Source organism: Acinetobacter sp. 24-47-66 (genome assembly GCF_056779755.1).
In genome coordinates this window covers 149,259-166,438 of the sequence record NZ_JBWYIL010000002.1, presented here as the reverse complement: position 1 = coordinate 166,438, position 17,180 = coordinate 149,259, and the positions used below count along the sequence as shown (strand labels likewise).

Annotated in this window: 12 protein-coding genes; 5 read left to right on the top strand and 7 right to left on the bottom strand. The window is 38.5% G+C overall.

Annotated features, from left to right (window positions below; all coding sequences use genetic code 11):
* Positions 1 to 29: 29 nt before the first annotated feature.
* From AC1M84_RS03090 to AC1M84_RS03080, 3 genes are all read right to left on the bottom strand, one after another.
* Entirely contained in the window at positions 30 to 2,450 is a 2,421-nt protein-coding gene (locus tag AC1M84_RS03090; protein ID WP_481594401.1) for a glycerophosphodiester phosphodiesterase family protein, read from the bottom strand.
* Between the two features lie 264 nt (positions 2,451 to 2,714).
* Positions 2,715 to 5,174, bottom strand: a complete 2,460-nt coding sequence (locus AC1M84_RS03085; RefSeq protein WP_481594400.1) for a glycerophosphodiester phosphodiesterase family protein — start codon at positions 5,172 to 5,174, stop codon at positions 2,715 to 2,717.
* Between the two features lie 138 nt (positions 5,175 to 5,312).
* A complete protein-coding gene (locus tag AC1M84_RS03080; protein WP_481594399.1) occupies positions 5,313 to 5,603 on the bottom strand; it encodes a hypothetical protein in 291 nt (96 codons plus the stop codon).
* Positions 5,604 to 5,734: 131 nt separating this feature from the next.
* On the opposite strand from AC1M84_RS03080, the gene AC1M84_RS03075 reads away from it, so the two are divergent.
* On the top strand, positions 5,735 to 6,727 hold the full coding sequence (locus AC1M84_RS03075) for an NAD(P)H-quinone oxidoreductase (RefSeq protein ID WP_035266693.1): 993 nt from the start codon (positions 5,735 to 5,737) through the stop codon (positions 6,725 to 6,727).
* A gap of 82 nt (positions 6,728 to 6,809) precedes the next feature.
* On the opposite strand, the gene AC1M84_RS03070 is transcribed toward AC1M84_RS03075, so the two are convergent.
* Positions 6,810 to 7,487: a YetF domain-containing protein gene (locus AC1M84_RS03070; protein ID WP_035266694.1), complete on the bottom strand. Its 678-nt coding sequence runs from the start codon at positions 7,485 to 7,487 to the stop codon at positions 6,810 to 6,812.
* Positions 7,488 to 7,796: 309 nt separating this feature from the next.
* Between AC1M84_RS03070 and AC1M84_RS03065 the strand changes: the two genes are divergently transcribed.
* Complete coding sequence (locus AC1M84_RS03065; RefSeq protein WP_035266695.1) at positions 7,797 to 9,458, top strand: sensor domain-containing diguanylate cyclase; 1,662 nt, start codon at positions 7,797 to 7,799, stop codon at positions 9,456 to 9,458.
* A gap of 57 nt (positions 9,459 to 9,515) precedes the next feature.
* Positions 9,516 to 10,553, top strand: a complete 1,038-nt coding sequence (locus AC1M84_RS03060; protein WP_051586557.1) for a hypothetical protein — start codon at positions 9,516 to 9,518, stop codon at positions 10,551 to 10,553.
* 42 nt (positions 10,554 to 10,595) lie between these two features.
* On the opposite strand, the gene AC1M84_RS03055 is transcribed toward AC1M84_RS03060, so the two are convergent.
* The 3 genes from AC1M84_RS03055 to AC1M84_RS03045 form a co-directional block, all read right to left on the bottom strand.
* On the bottom strand, positions 10,596 to 11,261 hold the full coding sequence (locus AC1M84_RS03055; protein ID WP_035266696.1) for an HNH endonuclease: 666 nt from the start codon (positions 11,259 to 11,261) through the stop codon (positions 10,596 to 10,598).
* Positions 11,254 to 12,498 carry an AAA family ATPase gene (locus AC1M84_RS03050; protein ID WP_035266712.1) on the bottom strand — a complete coding sequence of 415 codons (1,245 nt, stop codon included), beginning with the start codon at positions 12,496 to 12,498 and terminating at the stop codon, positions 11,254 to 11,256. Before AC1M84_RS03050 ends, AC1M84_RS03055 begins: the two co-directional genes overlap by 8 nt.
* Positions 12,499 to 12,564: 66 nt before the next feature.
* A complete protein-coding gene (locus tag AC1M84_RS03045; protein ID WP_481594398.1) occupies positions 12,565 to 15,459 on the bottom strand; it encodes a valine--tRNA ligase in 2,895 nt (964 codons plus the stop codon).
* A 187-nt stretch (positions 15,460 to 15,646) separates the two neighbouring features.
* Here AC1M84_RS03045 and AC1M84_RS03040 point away from each other — a divergent pair, with 187 nt between their 5' ends.
* Together AC1M84_RS03040 and AC1M84_RS03035 are read left to right on the top strand one after the other, a co-directional pair.
* A complete protein-coding gene (locus AC1M84_RS03040; RefSeq protein WP_481594397.1) occupies positions 15,647 to 16,327 on the top strand; it encodes a hypothetical protein in 681 nt (226 codons plus the stop codon).
* 18 nt (positions 16,328 to 16,345) lie between these two features.
* Positions 16,346 to 17,152 carry an SDR family NAD(P)-dependent oxidoreductase gene (locus tag AC1M84_RS03035; RefSeq protein ID WP_035266703.1) on the top strand — a complete coding sequence of 269 codons (807 nt, stop codon included), beginning with the start codon at positions 16,346 to 16,348 and terminating at the stop codon, positions 17,150 to 17,152.
* The last annotated feature ends 28 nt before the right edge of the window (positions 17,153 to 17,180 follow it).

Sequence of the window (17,180 nt, the reverse complement as noted above, 5' to 3'; positions counted from 1 at the left end):
AACAATTGGGCATGTAAATTTAAAGTTTCTTACTGAATCGTGACTGTCACGGGTTTACCGTACAGGGTGTAGCTATAATTCGGAGCAATCGTGTATTGATAGCTCGGCATGACATAGGCTTTGCCTTTTTCACTAAACGTAATCGACTGACCATTTTTACTATATTTGGCAGAACCAGGCAGAACAATCATTGAATTAAAGTTTTGTGCTGAAGCTTTACCTATCTGAGTAACTTTTTCTCCACTAAAAACAACAGGCTGTCCCACTTTCGCAGTAATTTGACCTGGAGTATTGATCTTGACGACTAAATCAGAAGATTCATGAGCATAATCGGTGGTTAAGCCATGTGTTCCTTGTACATACATACGATTAAAATCATCTTTATTGGTACGGAATGTCCAAGGCCAGAAAGTTACGCCACGTAAGCTCGCCATTGACATTAACTCTTTGCTTAATCCTGCAAAAGACGGGTTAAATGTAGAAGAATATTTTTGAGTCGCGTCTAATATTCGACGTGTGTTTACAATATTGCTTTGTGCGTTCGGCGTACTCGTTAAGAAGCCTGTAGAAACACCCGGTAAGGTATTTTTCATCTGTAAGATTTGATCACCATTAAAACTGATGACAATCGATTGATCATAGGCATTGTGCTTATCTAAAAGTTCTTTAATCTTCGCTACAATTTCAGGCTTAGCACTTTTAATTTCGATGAAATTGGTCACATGGGGGTATTTTTTGACTGCAGCCAAAACCTCATCCATGGTTGGAACTGGGCGACCATTGGGAATCGTACGTAACTGACGAATTTCAGCTAAGGTCAGATCTTCAGTATTTCTATTATCACCTGTGGTACGAGTTAATGTTCCATCATGCATCAGGAAAACATGACCATCTTTCGATAGATAAACATCATATTCAACTGCGTCAGCACCCACCTCAATAGCTTTAATTGTTCCTTCTAAAGTATTTTCATCCTCTAAAGCTGGAATGCCACGATGGCCTGTGATGAGGGGTTTTCTTAACAGGGTATTCGGTGCCATCTGCTTCATAATGTTTTGGAAAACATCTGGCTGTTGTGTATAGATCCCATTAATCCCAGTGCTTAAAATATCAGCTGCTTTGAATGCATCAATGCCATCTTTTTGATCTGGATGAAGTGTGCTTGCCCAAGGTGTAATTAATAAGCGTTGTAGATGAGATACGACTTCTGATTGCACTAAGTGCGGCGGTAAAATGACAATTTTTGATAAAGAAGAATTGGTATTATGAGCAATTTTTACAATATCTGATTTACTATTGGTTAAACCAGATTGTTTTGAATAGTCGAGTGCTGTACGCAATACAGGGATTTCAACACGAGCTTTACGTAAGAGTTCAGGCTGATCCGACACCAAGGTGATATCAGCGAGATCATAGTTTTCTGTCAACGTTTTCAGATTACGAATTGTTTTTTCTGAATTGATCGTTAATAGCGGAATATGACGTCGTGTTGAATCATTTAAATAATCTTTTAAATGAGTAATTTTCTTTTGATCTTGGTTAAGAAGATTGAGTTGCTCATCCAGTTGGTAGGCAACATGAGTTGCTAATGGAGCTGAGTTCAGTGTAGTTGCGCCAGCAGGCTGAGCGAGTGCTGGTGCCATAGAGACTGGCAATTGCTGATCGATTAGATCTGTAACTCGATTAGACTCTGGTAGGGCTTCAAGTTGCTCAGTCACTTTAATTGAATCTACACGCATCAAAGCGCCAGCTGTAGAAATGCCAATGCCACCCTGATTTAAATTGTAAGGTAGCGTGCTATCGAGTACGAGTTCATCATTAATATAATGGCGTACGCGTTGGCCATGTACGATGACTGTTGCTTTGTAGGTTTTATTTAACTCAAAATTCTCTTTATGTGCAGATTTCTGTAAAACATTCCATGTGTTGCTAGGTTGACGGATAGACAGTTCAAGGCCACTTTCACCTGATGCATCAGCACGAAATGCAAATTGGTAATACGGCGTAAAAGCTGGATCAGCATATTGATCAGCGGCACGATAAATCACGCTACCCCAACGACCACCATTGTTTTTTTCTAAGAATGCAAAATCCATATCAATACGATAATTACGATGTTGTTGTAGTTCATTTGGCAACATAATGGTCGTCATTTGTGTATTGTGCGCCGTACCATTGATGATTAGTGCTCCATCTTTAACCTCAATATTCCCAGGATTGCTACGAAGTTGAGTCCAATTGTTTGGAATAGCAGTTAAAGCATTGAAATTTTCTTCAAAAAGTATTTTGGGTACAGGAACTTCAATTTCTGGTGTTTCAGGTTCTGGAGATGGATTAGGATTTTCCGTTTGATCTGGATTTGATACAGCGTTTTTTTGATCATCATCGGAGCAAGCTGTTAAGCTTAATGTTAATAATATTGCTGACGTCAGTGTTGTAAATTTCATCATTAAAAAGTACTCGAAAAGTATGTCCCTAAGCGAGACACAATCTAAGTACGTAAAATGACAATTCTATGGATTTGTCATAAAGTAAAAAAAATATTACATATTAAATATTTATGAAATTCATCAGTTTTAAATACTGTCGTGTTTAAGCGGTGAACATCATTAAAAGTCCAGTTGAAATCTTATGAAAAGATAAGGGAAAATGCGATTTTCGAAAAAAACCAACTCAGCGAACTGAATTGGTCTCCAAATATCAATGTGATGTGCTTATTGAATGGTCACAGTCACGGGTTTTGCATAGATGGTATAGGTGAAATTGGGTGCTATGGTGTATTGGTAGCTTGGCATGACATAGGCAGTACCACGTTCACTGAAACTCACAGATTGACCATTTAGACTATATTTTGCAGAGCCTGGTAGTACGAGCATCGTATTGAAGCTTTGGTAACTAGATTGACCCAGTTGCGTTAATTTTTGCCCAGTGATTTGTAAAGGTTGACCAACAGTTGCTGATATTTGTCGTGGAGTTTCAATTTTGACCACAAAATTTGATGCATCTTGTGCATAATCTGTGGTCAACCCATGTGTACCTTGAATGTACATACGATAGAAATCATTTTTTATTAAACGGAACGTCCAAGGCCAGAAGGTTACACCACGTAAACTTGCTAGATACATGACGTCCTGATTCAAACCACTATAATTCGGATTAAATGTTGAAGAAAATTGTCGTGTTGTTTCCAAAATTCTTCGAACGTTTAGAAAAGTAGTTTGTTCCTTTGGTGGATATACCAATAAACCCGTTGATACACCTTTTAGAGTGTTCTTCATTTGAAGAATTTGTTGCCCATCAAAACTTATGACAATCACTTGACCATATGCATCATATTTATCAAGTAAATCTTTAATTTTTGAAATTATTTCGGGTTTTGCACTCTTAATCTCGATAAAATTGGTGACATGTGGGTATTTTTCAACTACTGCAGCCAATACTTCATCCATCGTCGGTATGGCAAGTCGCTGCCCGGTCGTTTTAAGTTTACGAACCTCTTCGAGCGTCATGTTCTCAATATTTTTTGCGATACCCGTTGTGCGTAAAACCGATTTATCATGCATTAAAATGACATGGTCATCTTTCGTCAGATAGACATCATATTCCACGGCATCAGCGCCAACTTCTATCGCCTTAAGAATACCTTCAAGGGTATTTTCATCAACTTGAGATGGAATTCCACGATGACCTGTAATGAGCGGTTTACGAAGTAGGGTGTTGGGCGCCATTGAGCGCATGATGGAATGAAATAATTCAGGCTGAAGCGTATAAATGCCATTCACTCCTGTCGTTAATATCTCAGCAGCTTGATAGGCATCAAGTTTAGGACTGGTCTGTCCAGAAGTATTGTGGGTAAAACCTGCCCAAGGTGTGATCAATAAACGTTGCAAGTGTGCAACCAGATGAGATTGAACCAAATGGGCTGGTAAAATCACAATTTTAGAAAGTGATGTATTGGTTGCCTGTGCAATTTTCACAACACTATTTTGATCTGAAATCAAATTGAACTTTTCAGACCAATCCAATGCTGTACGGATTTCTGGAATCTCCACACGCGCTTTTCTTAATAGATATGGATCATCAGAGACTAGCGTGACATCACTAAAATCATAATCTGAAGATAAAGATCTTAATTCAGCCAGTGTCTTTTCAGAGTTGATATGCAGAAGAGGAAGTGTTCTTTTGGTTTGATCAGAAAGAAGACTTCTAAGGTGCATCGAGGTCTTATTGTCGAAATCTTTTAAAAATAATTGTTCATCAAGTTGGTAAGCAATATAAGTGGCGGTATGAGCGTTATCATTTGTTAATGAGTCGGCTGGTTGTGCTAAAGCAGGCGCCATTGCAACTGGATATTTGTGATCAATGACATCTGTAATCCGATCTTGAGTAGGGAAAGCATCAAGTTGTTCAATCACCCGTATTGTGTTGACCTTCATCAGCAATCCTGCTGCTGAAAGTCCAATGGCACCTTGGTTTAGGTTGATGGGTAATTCACCATCAAAAACCAATTGATCATTCAAGTAATGACGAACACGTTGATTATGAACAACAACTGTAGCCTTATAAGGTGTATTTAAAGCGATGTTTGATTCGAATTTGGATGTATTGATGACATTCCATGTGTTATTTGAGCGTCTAAGTGCGAGTTCTAGACCATTATAAGCAGATGCATCTGCACGAATAGCAAATTGGTAGTATGGTGTATATTCAGGTTGCGCAAACACATCTGAAGCTCTATAAATAATACTTCCCCAACGAGTACCGTTATTACGCTCAAGGTATTCAAATTCTAACTCAATTTTATAGTTGCGAAGCTTTTGAAAATCCGAACTTAACATGATGGTGGTGGGTTTGGTTAAATCTTTGCGACCATCAATCAGTAAGGCACCTTCTTTAAATTGAATGCTACCTGAATTTGAAGTCAGGATATTCCAATCAGAAGGTATTGAATAAATTTCAGTAAAATCCAGATTTAAATACGTTTTTGGTTGTGGAACATTGATCGGTGTTTCAGGTTCGAGATCTGGTGGTAGGGATGGTTTTGGATCTTCAGGTTGAATTGGTATGGGTGGCTCAGGGGTATTTGGTAAGGTTGATTTAGGTTGATCTTCCCCAGAGCATCCTGCTAAACCGAGCATGAGCGATAGTGTGACAACTAGAGTCTGCTTTTTCATTTTAAAATTCTCGAGTGTACGATCCATGACGACCTTAAAATCTAAGATATTAAGGTTACAATTCCTTTGTAAATCAGAAAAATACGAAGCTTTGTTTATATTATTGAGTTATTTTAATATTCGTGTCTGAGGCAAGGTTCAAAATAAAAGATTTAAAACTTGCCATCCACCAATAATGACACGAATGATCCCCAAAGCGACGAACAATATCATTTCAAAAAAACAGAAAAATAAAAAAGTCCAACCTGCTGCACCATCCACTTTGCTCGCATCGTATTCAATGTATAGCAATAACAACACCAGCCCAATTTGGAAGTAGATCATCGCAATTACTGCTGAATCCCATGGAAAACTTAACAAAAAAGTCCAACAGATGATGACCAAGGCAGCAAAACTGCATGGCAAAATAAATTGCAGCAAGTAACGCATATTATTTTCCCCAAAAAATAATGATTCGTTTTCATCCTTATACATAAGTAATACAGGACTTTATCAATGTGATCAACTATGATGAAATTGATTGAAATGAATGAAAAGTATTGTAAATAAAGGATTTGATTATGGCACAAAGCATGCAACATGTGATCATTACTGAACCAGGCGGCGTTGAGAAGTTGGCTTATGAAACGGTTGATATTCCGCAACCTAAAGACAATGAAGTCTTGGTGAAAGTACATGCTTTCGGCATTAACCGTCCTGATATTTTACAGCGCCAAGGTTTATATCCAATGCCTAAAGGGGTCACACCTGTACCTGGGTTAGAGGTATCAGGGGAAGTCGTTGCAGTAGGGGCTGAGGTAAACGCCTATCAGGTGGGGGATCAAGTGTGTGGACTTACCAATGGTGGTGGTTATGCGGAATACTGTGTGGTGCCTGAATCTCAGCTGATTAATATTCCTGCAGGGGTGAGTCATATTCAAGCTGCTGCAATTCCAGAAACATTTTTTACCGTTTGGGCGAATATTTTTCAAATGGGCAAAGCTAAAGCAGGGGAAACGGCTTTAATCCATGGCGGAACCAGTGGGATTGGAACAACGGCATTGATGTTGTGTAACGCATTTGGCTTAAAAACTTTTGCGACTGTTGGTTCAGATGAGAAACTAAAAGCAATTCAAGATTTGACGCATGCAATTAATTATAAAACGGAAGACTTTGAACAGGTCATTCAGCAAGCGACGGAAGAAAATGGTGTAGATATTGTTTTAGATATGGTTGGAGCGCCTTATTTAGCTCAAAACCTGAATATACTACGTCGTGATGGACGTTTGGTTTATATCGCATTTCTTGGAGGAGCTAAAGCCGATGGCGTAAAATTAGGTCAAATCATGATGAAGCGTTTAACCATTACTGGCTCAACCATGCGTGCACGTACCACAGCAGAAAAAGCCAAAATCGCTCAAGATTTAAAGACACATGTTGCGCCGTTATGGGCAAAAGGTGAATGTCTACCGATGATTTATAAAACTTTTAATTTTGATGAGATTCAAGCGGCTCATTTGGCAATGGATGCAGGTGATCACATTGGTAAAATTGTGGTGAAAGTCTTGGATTAATCTCAACCACCTATGTTCGATTGAGTCAGCGCTGAGGATGAATAATCTGCTTCGTCCCAACAGACTGTAGATTATTCATCTGCTAACCAATTCTTAGACTGTTCATTGCTTGCGTCCAATCTTGGCAAGAACAGCGCGGACAATCTTGAAGTGGTTGCTGAAGTTCAGTACAGAATCCACAATGTGTACACGCATATATTACGCTAGGTTTTACCTTGTATATTGATTGAGCTTGATCTGGAAAAATTGGTAAGCCATATTTAACTTGCTCATCGGGATAAAACAAAATACTGAAATTCCCATCGGACTCTAATAGACCGACTCGAATTTGACCTAAATGCTCAACAGATTGACGACGCATTTCCGAAAAGAACTCATCATGCGACATATTACCTCGCTTGAATGCTTCAAGGACGAGCATGCCATCTTTAACGATGTAGCAGGATTTACCTTCGACTAAGTCTTCGAAAGGCTGATATTTCATCATTAACCACGTTGTGGTGCGGTAAAGTAAGATGATCACACTCATGACGACTACGGCTTGAATTAAGGGTAAATCCTCCGTAAACATTGGATCTCCAGCAATTGATCCAAGACAAAGAATAATGGCAACTTCAAAGATGGAGAGTTGTCTAACCCCTCGCTTGCCTGTCAAACGAAGAAACAGAATGATCAGTAAATACATCACCACACATCGGATTAAAATCTCGAAAACAAATACCCATGTGGTGTCGTAAAAAAAGATAGAAGCAAAATCCATTTGTTTCTCAATTTTCTAGGTGATTCTACTTAAGCTATCAAGCGCCAAAAAAAAGAAATACAGAATTATTGTCGAATTATTATGACTTTATGTAGATGTGGTGCGTGACTTGAATATTAAATCATGTTGTTTAAAAGATAGGGAGTGGAATTACAGTTGTTAATGTTAATCAGGATTTTGAATATATGAGATAAGGTTGGCATTTTTTATTCATTACAATGAGCTGAAATGTTTGTTATGTATTTGTAATATTCTGTTATATTCTTATGGTTGCATGTTTCGGTGTTTAACCAAGAGTTAAGGTGTATTTTGGATTCATTCCGTAATCGCGTTCTGTTCATATTTGCTGGGTTAACCATTATCCTTGGGATATGCGTATCGCTGTATATTGGAAATATCGCATCTCAGCACTTGGCTAAAGCCAGTGGACAGACCCTACATGTCGCAGCAAAAAATATCAGTAATGCCTTGGCAACTTCTCTTGCCGAACGCGAGCGCGAAATGGTGCTGCTCAGCCAATCTCCTTTCTTTTCAGAAGCAAATCTAGATGATCCACGTGTCCGTACACGCTTGGAACAAGTCAAAAATGCGTATGTCTATTATGCTTGGATGGGGGTAACGGATTTAAACGGTGATGTTCAAATCGCTGCGGATGGTATTCTTGAAGGTGAAAATGTTTCTTCACGGCCATGGTTTAAGGCAGGTTTACAGGGTACATACTTAGGTGATGTGCATGAAGCTGTGTTATTGGCAAAAAAAATTCAAGCTTTAAATCCTCATGAGCCGATGCGTTTTATTGATTTCGCAACACCAATCTATGATCCAAATACTCAAAAATTAAAAGGAGTGTTAGCTGCACATGCAGATTGGGAGTGGGCACGTCATATTCTCAATAGAGCTTTATCTCAAACAGCATCTCAGCGTGGCATAGAAGTCTTTATCTTAAATAAACAGGGTGAACTGCTGTATCCATTTAAAAGTATTGGACGAGTCCAGCCACCTCAATTTCAAGTCAACGATGCACTTTATTATATTGATGATTGGAATGAAGGACAGGATTTCTTAACCGCAAATATTGCGGTGGAGTCCGAGACTAAAAGTGATATTGGTTGGCATGTGGTTATTCGTCAACCTTTGGCGATTGCTTTGGCTGATATGCGTGATTTGCAGTTCAAAATCTTTCTGATTGGTTTATTCGTCTCGCTGTTTATCTTTTATGTGATTTATCAACTTGCCAATAAATTGAGCAGACCCATTGAGGCTTTAGCCAAATCGGCTTATGCGGTCGAACAGGGAGACGTGCATACGGCATTTCATAGTCAAAGCAGCATCCGTGAAATCCAAGGATTATCACATTCTCTACAAAGCATGACGCAAACCTTATTGGAACAAAAACAACAATTACTTGATGCAAACCAATCTCTAGAGCGTAAGGTTCAAGAGCGCACTCGAGCACTTGAATTGGCTAATCTTGTGTTGATTCGATTGTCACGACATGACGCATTAACAGGTTTACACAATCGCCGTGCTTTAAATGAGCAACTTGAATACTTGTTTGCTCAACATAAAAGAAATCAAATTGGCTATGCAGCACTTATATTGGATGTCGATTATTTTAAGCAAGTCAACGATCAATATGGTCATGATCAAGGGGATCAAGTGTTACAACAAGTAGCAAAAATCCTTGATCAAGCAACACGTGAAACCGATTTTGTGGCACGTTATGGTGGTGAAGAATTTGTAATTTTATTGCCTGCAACACATCTGATGGGTGCGCAAGTTTTGGCAGAGAAAATTCGTACATTGGTGGAACAAGCTGTTATTTTGGCAGAGAAAACTTTGACCGTCAGTATTGGTGTCAGTGTGACTGATCTCAACGATGCTGATGCTTATGCCATTCTTAAACGAGCAGATCGACATCTTTATCAAGCAAAAGCCAATGGTCGAAATCAAACTGTGATCGATGCTTAAATAAAGCATCCACATTTTGTTAAACTCAGTATTCTCTCATTGGACTAAACACCTGACGTGACTTCATTCGAAATTCAATCCAGTTCTTCTGCACAACTTGTTCAAGATCATAAGCTACGGGTTTTGATTAATCAGATTGAGCAGCAAAAATTACAATTATCCGCATGGCAACACGCCCAAGAAGAAATTCGTACCTACACGCAGAAGAAACTTATTCCTGTCTATCGTGATGTTTATAAAGTGATGTTTCAGCAATTACAAAGTCTATGGAATAGCCTAAGTCAAATAGATTTAAATAAGTCGTCTCAAAAGGTTGTGGAAGAGAAGTGTTTTAACTTGACCCAAATGTTGAGCAAATCAAATATGCTCAATGAAACTCAACTTGAGACAGTTGAAAAATTCCATATTTATTTCGAACAGGTGTTTGCTCAACCACGAAATAAGCAAGATAAAAAGAACAACTTCGAATCTAGTCAAACACCAGATGCTCATGGTGAACAAAATGATTCAACGATTGATGACGATTCGTTATGGGACAAAGCGCAGTATCAACAAGCAAGGCAGCAAGCCAAACTTAAACGGCAGCAAGATAAACAAGCCGAAGCAGAAAAGTTAGTGAATCAATCGCTAAAAACCGTATATTTAAAGATTGCCTCGATTATTCACCCTGACCGTGAGCCTGATGAGTCGAAAAAAGCGGAAAAGACCGAGCTGTTACAGCGTGCTAATGAAGCCTATGAACAGGAAGATTTGTTCTATTTATTGAAACTTCAGCTTGAAGTTGAGCAAAGTAAAAATGGTTCAAATAAAGGTTTAACAGCGGAGCAAGTTAAGTTTTATCAGCAGGCTTTAGAAGCACAAAGCCAAGCATTAAAAAAGCAAATTCAGGAATTGATTGACTCGCTTGTGTGGTCAAATAAAGCCAAAATTGCGGTGAGGAAGTCGAAAGGGCAATTGAATATTACGGACTTATATAAGCAGATTGATGCGGATGTGTCTGCGGTGAAGCAACAGCTTAAAGCGGAAAAGCAAAGGTTGATGTATATGGGGAAAAAGACTGGGTTGGAGATGTTGTTGGAGCATGGGGTGCTTTAATGCTTTTCTCCCTCTCCCTTTGGGAGAGGGTCGGGGTGAGGGTTACTGATTTAAAATCTCTGATAAAAATGGATCATTTCTGACATATGTTTTCCAAAACGCTGAAAAGGGATAATTAGGTTTGAGCATATTACTTATTCTTTCGACTAGATCATCTTTTTCTCTTTGCAATAAACGATTTAAACCATTTTTTAGTTGGAAACGTAAATTTTGCAAATAAGCATGTTCTTCCAATATCTTTTCTTTCAAATATTGATGGCTCACTTGCTGATTACCACTATTTGCATTGTTATAGCACTGCTCTAATAATGCTATGGTTTTATTTGTGAGTTCAAACAAATCAGAATCATTATTTAATGCATTGATTAAGATAATTTTACCATTTGGAACGCTTGGTGCTTCTAAAGAAATAGCCGTATCTACATTATGGCTTTCTTCACAACAATCTAGTAATTCCTTATGTCTTGAGCCTTTAATACTATTGCAGTGAGAGCAAGCATAATAAAGATTATTCCAATCGGTTCTTAACTTTTCACTTTTGTTAAGGTGTGGCACAAAGTGTTCTACATTGATATAACCGAAATCTGCTTGTTCACACAAATAACATTTAGATAAGAAATCTTTTTTCAATTGTTTAACTACAACTGGATCTGTGTAATCCGAATTAGTCCAATCTTCGGGTCTTTCTGATCGTATAACTTTAAACATCAAGATCACCTAGTTCTTGATTGTCTAATAAATGATTTAATGCCTTGAAGTAAAAAGATTTAGATTCAACATCAAGTTGTTTTGCGAATGGTGAAATATTTTTTAAAAGATCTCTAAGTTTCTCATAATTATTAGGATCTTTATTTAAAATTTCAGCGATAGCTTTAATTTCTGATTCTAATTGTGCCGATTTTATTTCTACATGGAATAAACCTTTAATAACCGATTCGTATGAATAGCGACTTAAATCTTCTTCAAAAAATTCACCACTAGAAATGTCATAAACTACAGTATCATTGTCTGTTGATGTAATAACAAAAGGAGAATGAGTGCTTACAATAAATTGAATATTTGGAAATGAATCTTTAAAGAATGGGAGAATTAACTTTTGAAGTGATATATGTAAATGAGCATCTATTTCATCAATTAATACAATTCCCTCTAAATCAGAAGGTGTTATATCAAAAAATTCCGTTCTTAATAAAAGATCAGCAAAAATATCAAAAATTGCTTTATATCCAGAAGATAAATTTTGGAAAGTTGTGTAGTTTTTTCCATTATAAATTTCAAATTTTCTTTCTTCATTTTTGAAAACTAACAGTGTTTTTTCGTTTTCAAATAATTTTTTTAAAGAAATTTCAAAATCGCTAAACCAGTTCTCAAATTTTTTCCCTTTGATTTCATTTTGTTCAATACCTTTAGCAAAAGCTTCAGATGTTTTTAAGTTGACAAGATGTTGTTCTAGACGGCTACCTATATTTTGCCTAAATGCGTTTCTTGCTCTTTCAATTTCAGTATTAGACAGAGTAGTTTGTGTAGACTCATCAATATGAATCTCACGCATAGCATCAAAATTTCTAAAGATTGCTTTATATTCTTTATATTTATTTTTGAACTCTTCAAAGTTTATTGTTTCAATATTAAAACCAGTTTCAAGTAGTTTTAATTTTCCTTGATATTCTTTGACTAGATTCTTTAATCCTTGGGAATCTGGATTTGAAGGCCCTAACCGGTGAATCTCTGACTGCCAATGAGAAATATTATTTTTATATTGTTGTTGATTATCATTTAATGAATCTAAATCATTATTTAAAGTTTCAAAAAGCTTATTAAGGAAACTTGTTTTTCCGCTACTATTTCGTCCAGTGAGAATCAAATTTCTCCCATTTAATGGAATATTGATGTCATAAAGGTTTGCATGTGGAATCTCTCCACTAATGTTTACTAAATACTTCATATTTAAAATTATAAAGGGCTGAATAATCAGCCCTTTATACACAAATTAGATCAAACTAACAACAAATTAAAGCGCTGCAATCTGCTCCATATTCGCTTTAATCTTCGCTAACTGATCAGCAAACTCAGCAAGTTTTACTTTCTCGCCTTCAACCACAGCCGCAGGTGCTTTAGCCACAAAACCTTCATTCGCAAGTTTAGTTGCAATTTGGTCATGCTGTTTTTGAACCTTGTCTAAGTCTTTTTGTAGACGACCCAACTCCGCTTTAGGGTCAATTAAGCCCTTCATTGGAACGAATACAGACACATGACCGACTACAGATGAAGAAGATAATGGCGGTTGTTCAGCATCAGCCAAGAATGTAATGCTTTCAACTTTTGCCAATGCTTTAAACAATGGTTCAATACGTGCGATTTGTGCTTTTTCAGCATCAGTCGTGTTTTGAAGTAGAACAGGCAATAAGCGAGCATTACCTAAGCCCATTTCACCACGGATATTACGTACCGCACCAATCAAACCTTGAAGCCATTGCATATCTGCTTCAGCTTGTTCATTAACTAACGCTTGGTCAGCAACAGGGTACTGTGCAAGCATAATTGTTTCGCCAACGATGTTCAGTTTTGGCGCGAGTGTTTGCCAGATTTCTTCTGTTAGGTACGGCATCAATGGATGAGCCAAACGTAAAGACGCTTCCATCACAGACAGAAGCACACGACGTACTTCAGCTTTACGCTCAACCGATACGTTTTCATCATTCAGAACAGGCTTAGTCAGCTCTACATACCAGTCACAGTATTCATTCCAAATGAACTCGTAAATCGCTTGTGCAGCCAAGTCCAAACGATACGTTGCAAATGCGGTTTGCACCGCTTGTTCCGCTTTTTGTAGACGGCTGACGATCCATTGTTCAGGCAATTCCCAAAGGTCTTGGCGAACGTCTTGACCAATCACTTGCTCTTCGCAGTTCATCATCACGAAACGAGTTGCGTTCCAGATTTTGTTGGCAAAGTTGCGGTAACCTTCAACACGTTTCATGTCGAACTTAATGTCACGACCCGTATTTGCAAGCGCACAGAATGTGAAACGAACTGCATCTGTACCGTAAGATTGAATACCTTCAGGGAATTCTTTACGAGTCGACTTTTCAATCTTCGCCGCTTGTTTCGGGTTCATCAAACCTGTCGTACGTTTTTGTACTAAAGTTTCAAGATCAACACCGTCAATCAAATCTAATGGGTCAAGTACGTTACCCTTAGATTTAGACATCTTCTGACCTTCGCCATCACGTACCAAACCGTGAACATACACAGTTTTGAACGGTACTTGTGGCGTACCATCTTCATTTTTCATGAAGTGCATCGTAAGCATAATCATACGAGCAACCCAGAAGAAGATGATGTCGAAACCTGTTACAAGAACATCAGTCGGGTGGAAAGTATTTAAGAAATAGTTTTCTTTATCTTTCGCTTCATTACCCGTCCAACCTAAAGTTGAGAATGTCCAAAGACCCGATGAGAACCATGTATCAAGTACATCTTCATCTTGATCTAATTGAACATCGGCAGGAATGTTGTTTTTCTCACGAACTTCAGCTTCATTGCGACCAACGTAAACATTACCTTCCGCATCGTACCAAGCAGGAATACGGTGACCCCACCACAATTGACGAGAGATACACCAGTCTTGGATATTGTTCATCCATGCCATGTACATGTTGCTGTACTGCTCAGGTACAAATTTGATGTCGCCATCTTTTACGGCTTTGATTGCAGGTTCAGCAAGCGGTGCAATCTTCACGTACCATTGGTCTGTTAATAACGGCTCAACGATTACACCTGAACGGTCACCGCGAGGTGGCTTCAATGTGTACGGTTGAATTTGGTCTAACCAGCCTTCAGCTTCCGCTTGCTCTACTAACTTTTTACGCGCTTCAAAACGCTCTAAACCAACATAGTCTGCTGGTGCAGGAATGGTTTTAGAAATTTGCTCGCCGGCTTTCGCAATGTATTCAAACTCAGCCAACACTTCAGCATTTTTGTTGAAGATGTTGATGATTGGCAATTCGCAACGTTTACCTACTTCATAGTCATTGAAGTCATGTGCAGGGGTGATTTTTACACAGCCTGTACCGAATTCTTTGTCAACATATTCATCTTTAACGATTGGAACAGCACGACCTGTAATCGGTAGGATAATGTTCTTACCAACTAAAGCTGCATAGCGTTCATCATCAAGCGCAACAGCAACCGCTGTATCACCTAATAATGTTTCAGGACGAGTCGTTGCCACAACGATATGATCTTTACCATCGTGCGTGCGAAGTGACTTATCTTCAAAGAAGTATTTGAAGTGCCACAATGAACCTTGTTCTTCTTTATCAGACTCAACTTCAAGGTCAGAAAGGGCAGTTTGTAATTTAGGATCCCAGTTAACAAGGCGTTTACCACGGTAGATCAAACCATCTTCGTGAAGTTTTACAAACACTTCTTTCACAGCATTTGATAAACCTTCATCCATGGTAAAGCGTTCACGTGACCAATCAACAGACGAACCTAAACGACGAATTTGACGGGTAATATTACCGCCAGATTGTTCTTTCCATTCCCATACTTTTTCGATGAATTTATCACGCCCCAAGTCATGACGGCTTACGCCTTGTGCACCTAACTGACGCTCTACAACCATTTGCGTTGCAATACCTGCGTGGTCAGTACCCGGTTGCCAAAGCGTGTTGAAGCCAGACATACGTTTATGACGTGTCAAAGCATCCATGATGGCATTGTTAAAACCATGACCCATGTGCAAGCTACCAGTGACGTTTGGTGGCGGAATCATGATACAGAAAGACTCGCCTTTTTCAGACGGCTTAAAGTAACCGCGTTCTTCCCAAGTTTGGTACCATTTTTTCTCGATCTCGGTCGGATCGTAGGTTGTAGCAATATTTTGCGCTGAATCAGTCATAGTTCGAACAGATCAAAAGTAGATAAAAAATTGCATCTATTGTAGCAAAAAAAATGCATGGAGAGGCACGTTAAGCAAATGCATTCTCGTTTCAAATCACACACAATCGAACAGTAATTGATTTTGAATAACACTAAAGCCAGCGTCAACTCGCGGAATCGGCCTGACAATAAAGGATAACAATAGCATGACCTATACTATTTCTTTGCGCTTACAACCTGAAACTTATCAGCAATATCAAACCATTCACCAAAAACTCAATGCAGGAGATCGTGAAGCGCAAGCTAAAATTCTTGGAGATAATCTGTCCCAAATTGCTTGTGAGATTATTGATCAAGCCTTTGGCACACTGGTCAAAGATTCTAATGCAAAGGATCAAGACTCAGCAAAAGTATTGAAACAAGTGCAAGATGCAATCTTGAAATACATGCCTTGGTCGGTATCTTTTTTTGGTAATGATCGCTTAACGCCTATGGTGAATCATGTACAAAGTTTGATGTATGAACAAGATGGAAAATACTATATTTCATACCCAGTTGAAAAAGTTATTGTGAATGAGTTACTGGGCTGTGCAGAACGTATGCGTGAAGGTCAAAATCAATATGTTGCTCCCGGATTAAAAGCCTTCACTAAAGTGGTTGATCAAGGCGTTACGAGCTTAATTCGTGAGCCTAAAAAAATGCTGAAATTTAATATGGTGGTGGATAAAACCTTAAATGGTGTGATCAGTCTGACCACAGGATTAGGGTACAAGCGATTTGAAAATTTAAGCAAAATTCATGATGCACAAAGTATCGTGAAGTACTTTGACCATTTTCTGGTTTTTCTTGATAATGAAGGACAGCAAAAAGCAAAATTAAATGCTTAAACCATAAGGATAAAGGGAATGGCAAAGTTGGAACAGCTTGATCAGAAAGTGGTGTGGATTACAGGTGCATCATCGGGTCTTGGTAAAGCGTTGGCTGCTGAATGTGCCAGTTTAGGGGCACAGGTTATTTTGACGGCTCGTCGTTTTGAAGAGCTGGAAACGGTAAGGCAGTCTTTGGCACACCCAGAACGACATATTTCCATTAAAGCGGATATCACAGATGAATCACAAGTTCGTCATGCTTATGAACAAGTTCTCCAACAAAAGGGACGTATTGATTGGTTAATCAATAATGCAGGTCTATCACAACGTGCATTAATTAAAGATACGACCATGCAAACTGAACGTGCGATCATGGAAGTTGATTATTTTTCTCAAGTCTTTTTAACTAAAACGGTTTTGCCGACTTTTCAGCAACAGAAGTCAGGACGAATTGCCTTTATCTCAAGTGTCGCTGGGTTATTGGGCACACAATATCGTGCGACTTATTCGGCAGCAAAAGGTGCGATTCATATGTGGGCGAATAGCTTACGTGCTGAAGTTGCGCAAGATGGTGTGGGTGTCTCGGTAATTTTCCCAGGATTTGTGAAAACTAATGTATCCTTTAATGCTTTAAACGGTGAAGGAAAGCCCCAAGGTTATCAAGATGAGGCTATTGAAAATGGTTTAGAAGCAGAGGAATTTGCTAAACAAACCGTACAGGCATTATTGAAAGGGGATGAGTATATTGTCGTGGGTGGAGCAAAAGAAAAATTAGGCGTCTTTATTTCACGGTTATCACCAGCAATACTGTATCGAATGATCCGAAAAATGAAAGTGAAGTAAATTTTAATGATCATGATCCCATATCGAT

Excerpts from the sequence above, each read along its gene's own strand:
- AC1M84_RS03055 (WP_035266696.1), bottom strand. The coding sequence starts at position 11,261 with ATGTTTAAAGTTATACGATCAGAAAGACCCGAAGATTGGACTAATTCG.
- AC1M84_RS03085 (WP_481594400.1), bottom strand. The coding sequence starts at position 5,174 with ATGAAAAAGCAGACTCTAGTTGTCACACTATCGCTCATGCTCGGTTTA.
- AC1M84_RS03035 (WP_035266703.1), top strand. The coding sequence starts at position 16,346 with ATGGCAAAGTTGGAACAGCTTGATCAGAAAGTGGTGTGGATTACAGGT.
- AC1M84_RS03075 (WP_035266693.1), top strand. The coding sequence starts at position 5,735 with ATGGCACAAAGCATGCAACATGTGATCATTACTGAACCAGGCGGCGTT.
- AC1M84_RS03080 (WP_481594399.1), bottom strand. The coding sequence starts at position 5,603 with ATGCGTTACTTGCTGCAATTTATTTTGCCATGCAGTTTTGCTGCCTTG.
- AC1M84_RS03090 (WP_481594401.1), bottom strand. The coding sequence starts at position 2,450 with ATGATGAAATTTACAACACTGACGTCAGCAATATTATTAACATTAAGC.
- AC1M84_RS03070 (WP_035266694.1), bottom strand. The coding sequence starts at position 7,487 with ATGGATTTTGCTTCTATCTTTTTTTACGACACCACATGGGTATTTGTT.
- AC1M84_RS03045 (WP_481594398.1), bottom strand. The coding sequence starts at position 15,459 with ATGACTGATTCAGCGCAAAATATTGCTACAACCTACGATCCGACCGAG.
- AC1M84_RS03040 (WP_481594397.1), top strand. The coding sequence starts at position 15,647 with ATGACCTATACTATTTCTTTGCGCTTACAACCTGAAACTTATCAGCAA.
- AC1M84_RS03050 (WP_035266712.1), bottom strand. The coding sequence starts at position 12,498 with ATGAAGTATTTAGTAAACATTAGTGGAGAGATTCCACATGCAAACCTT.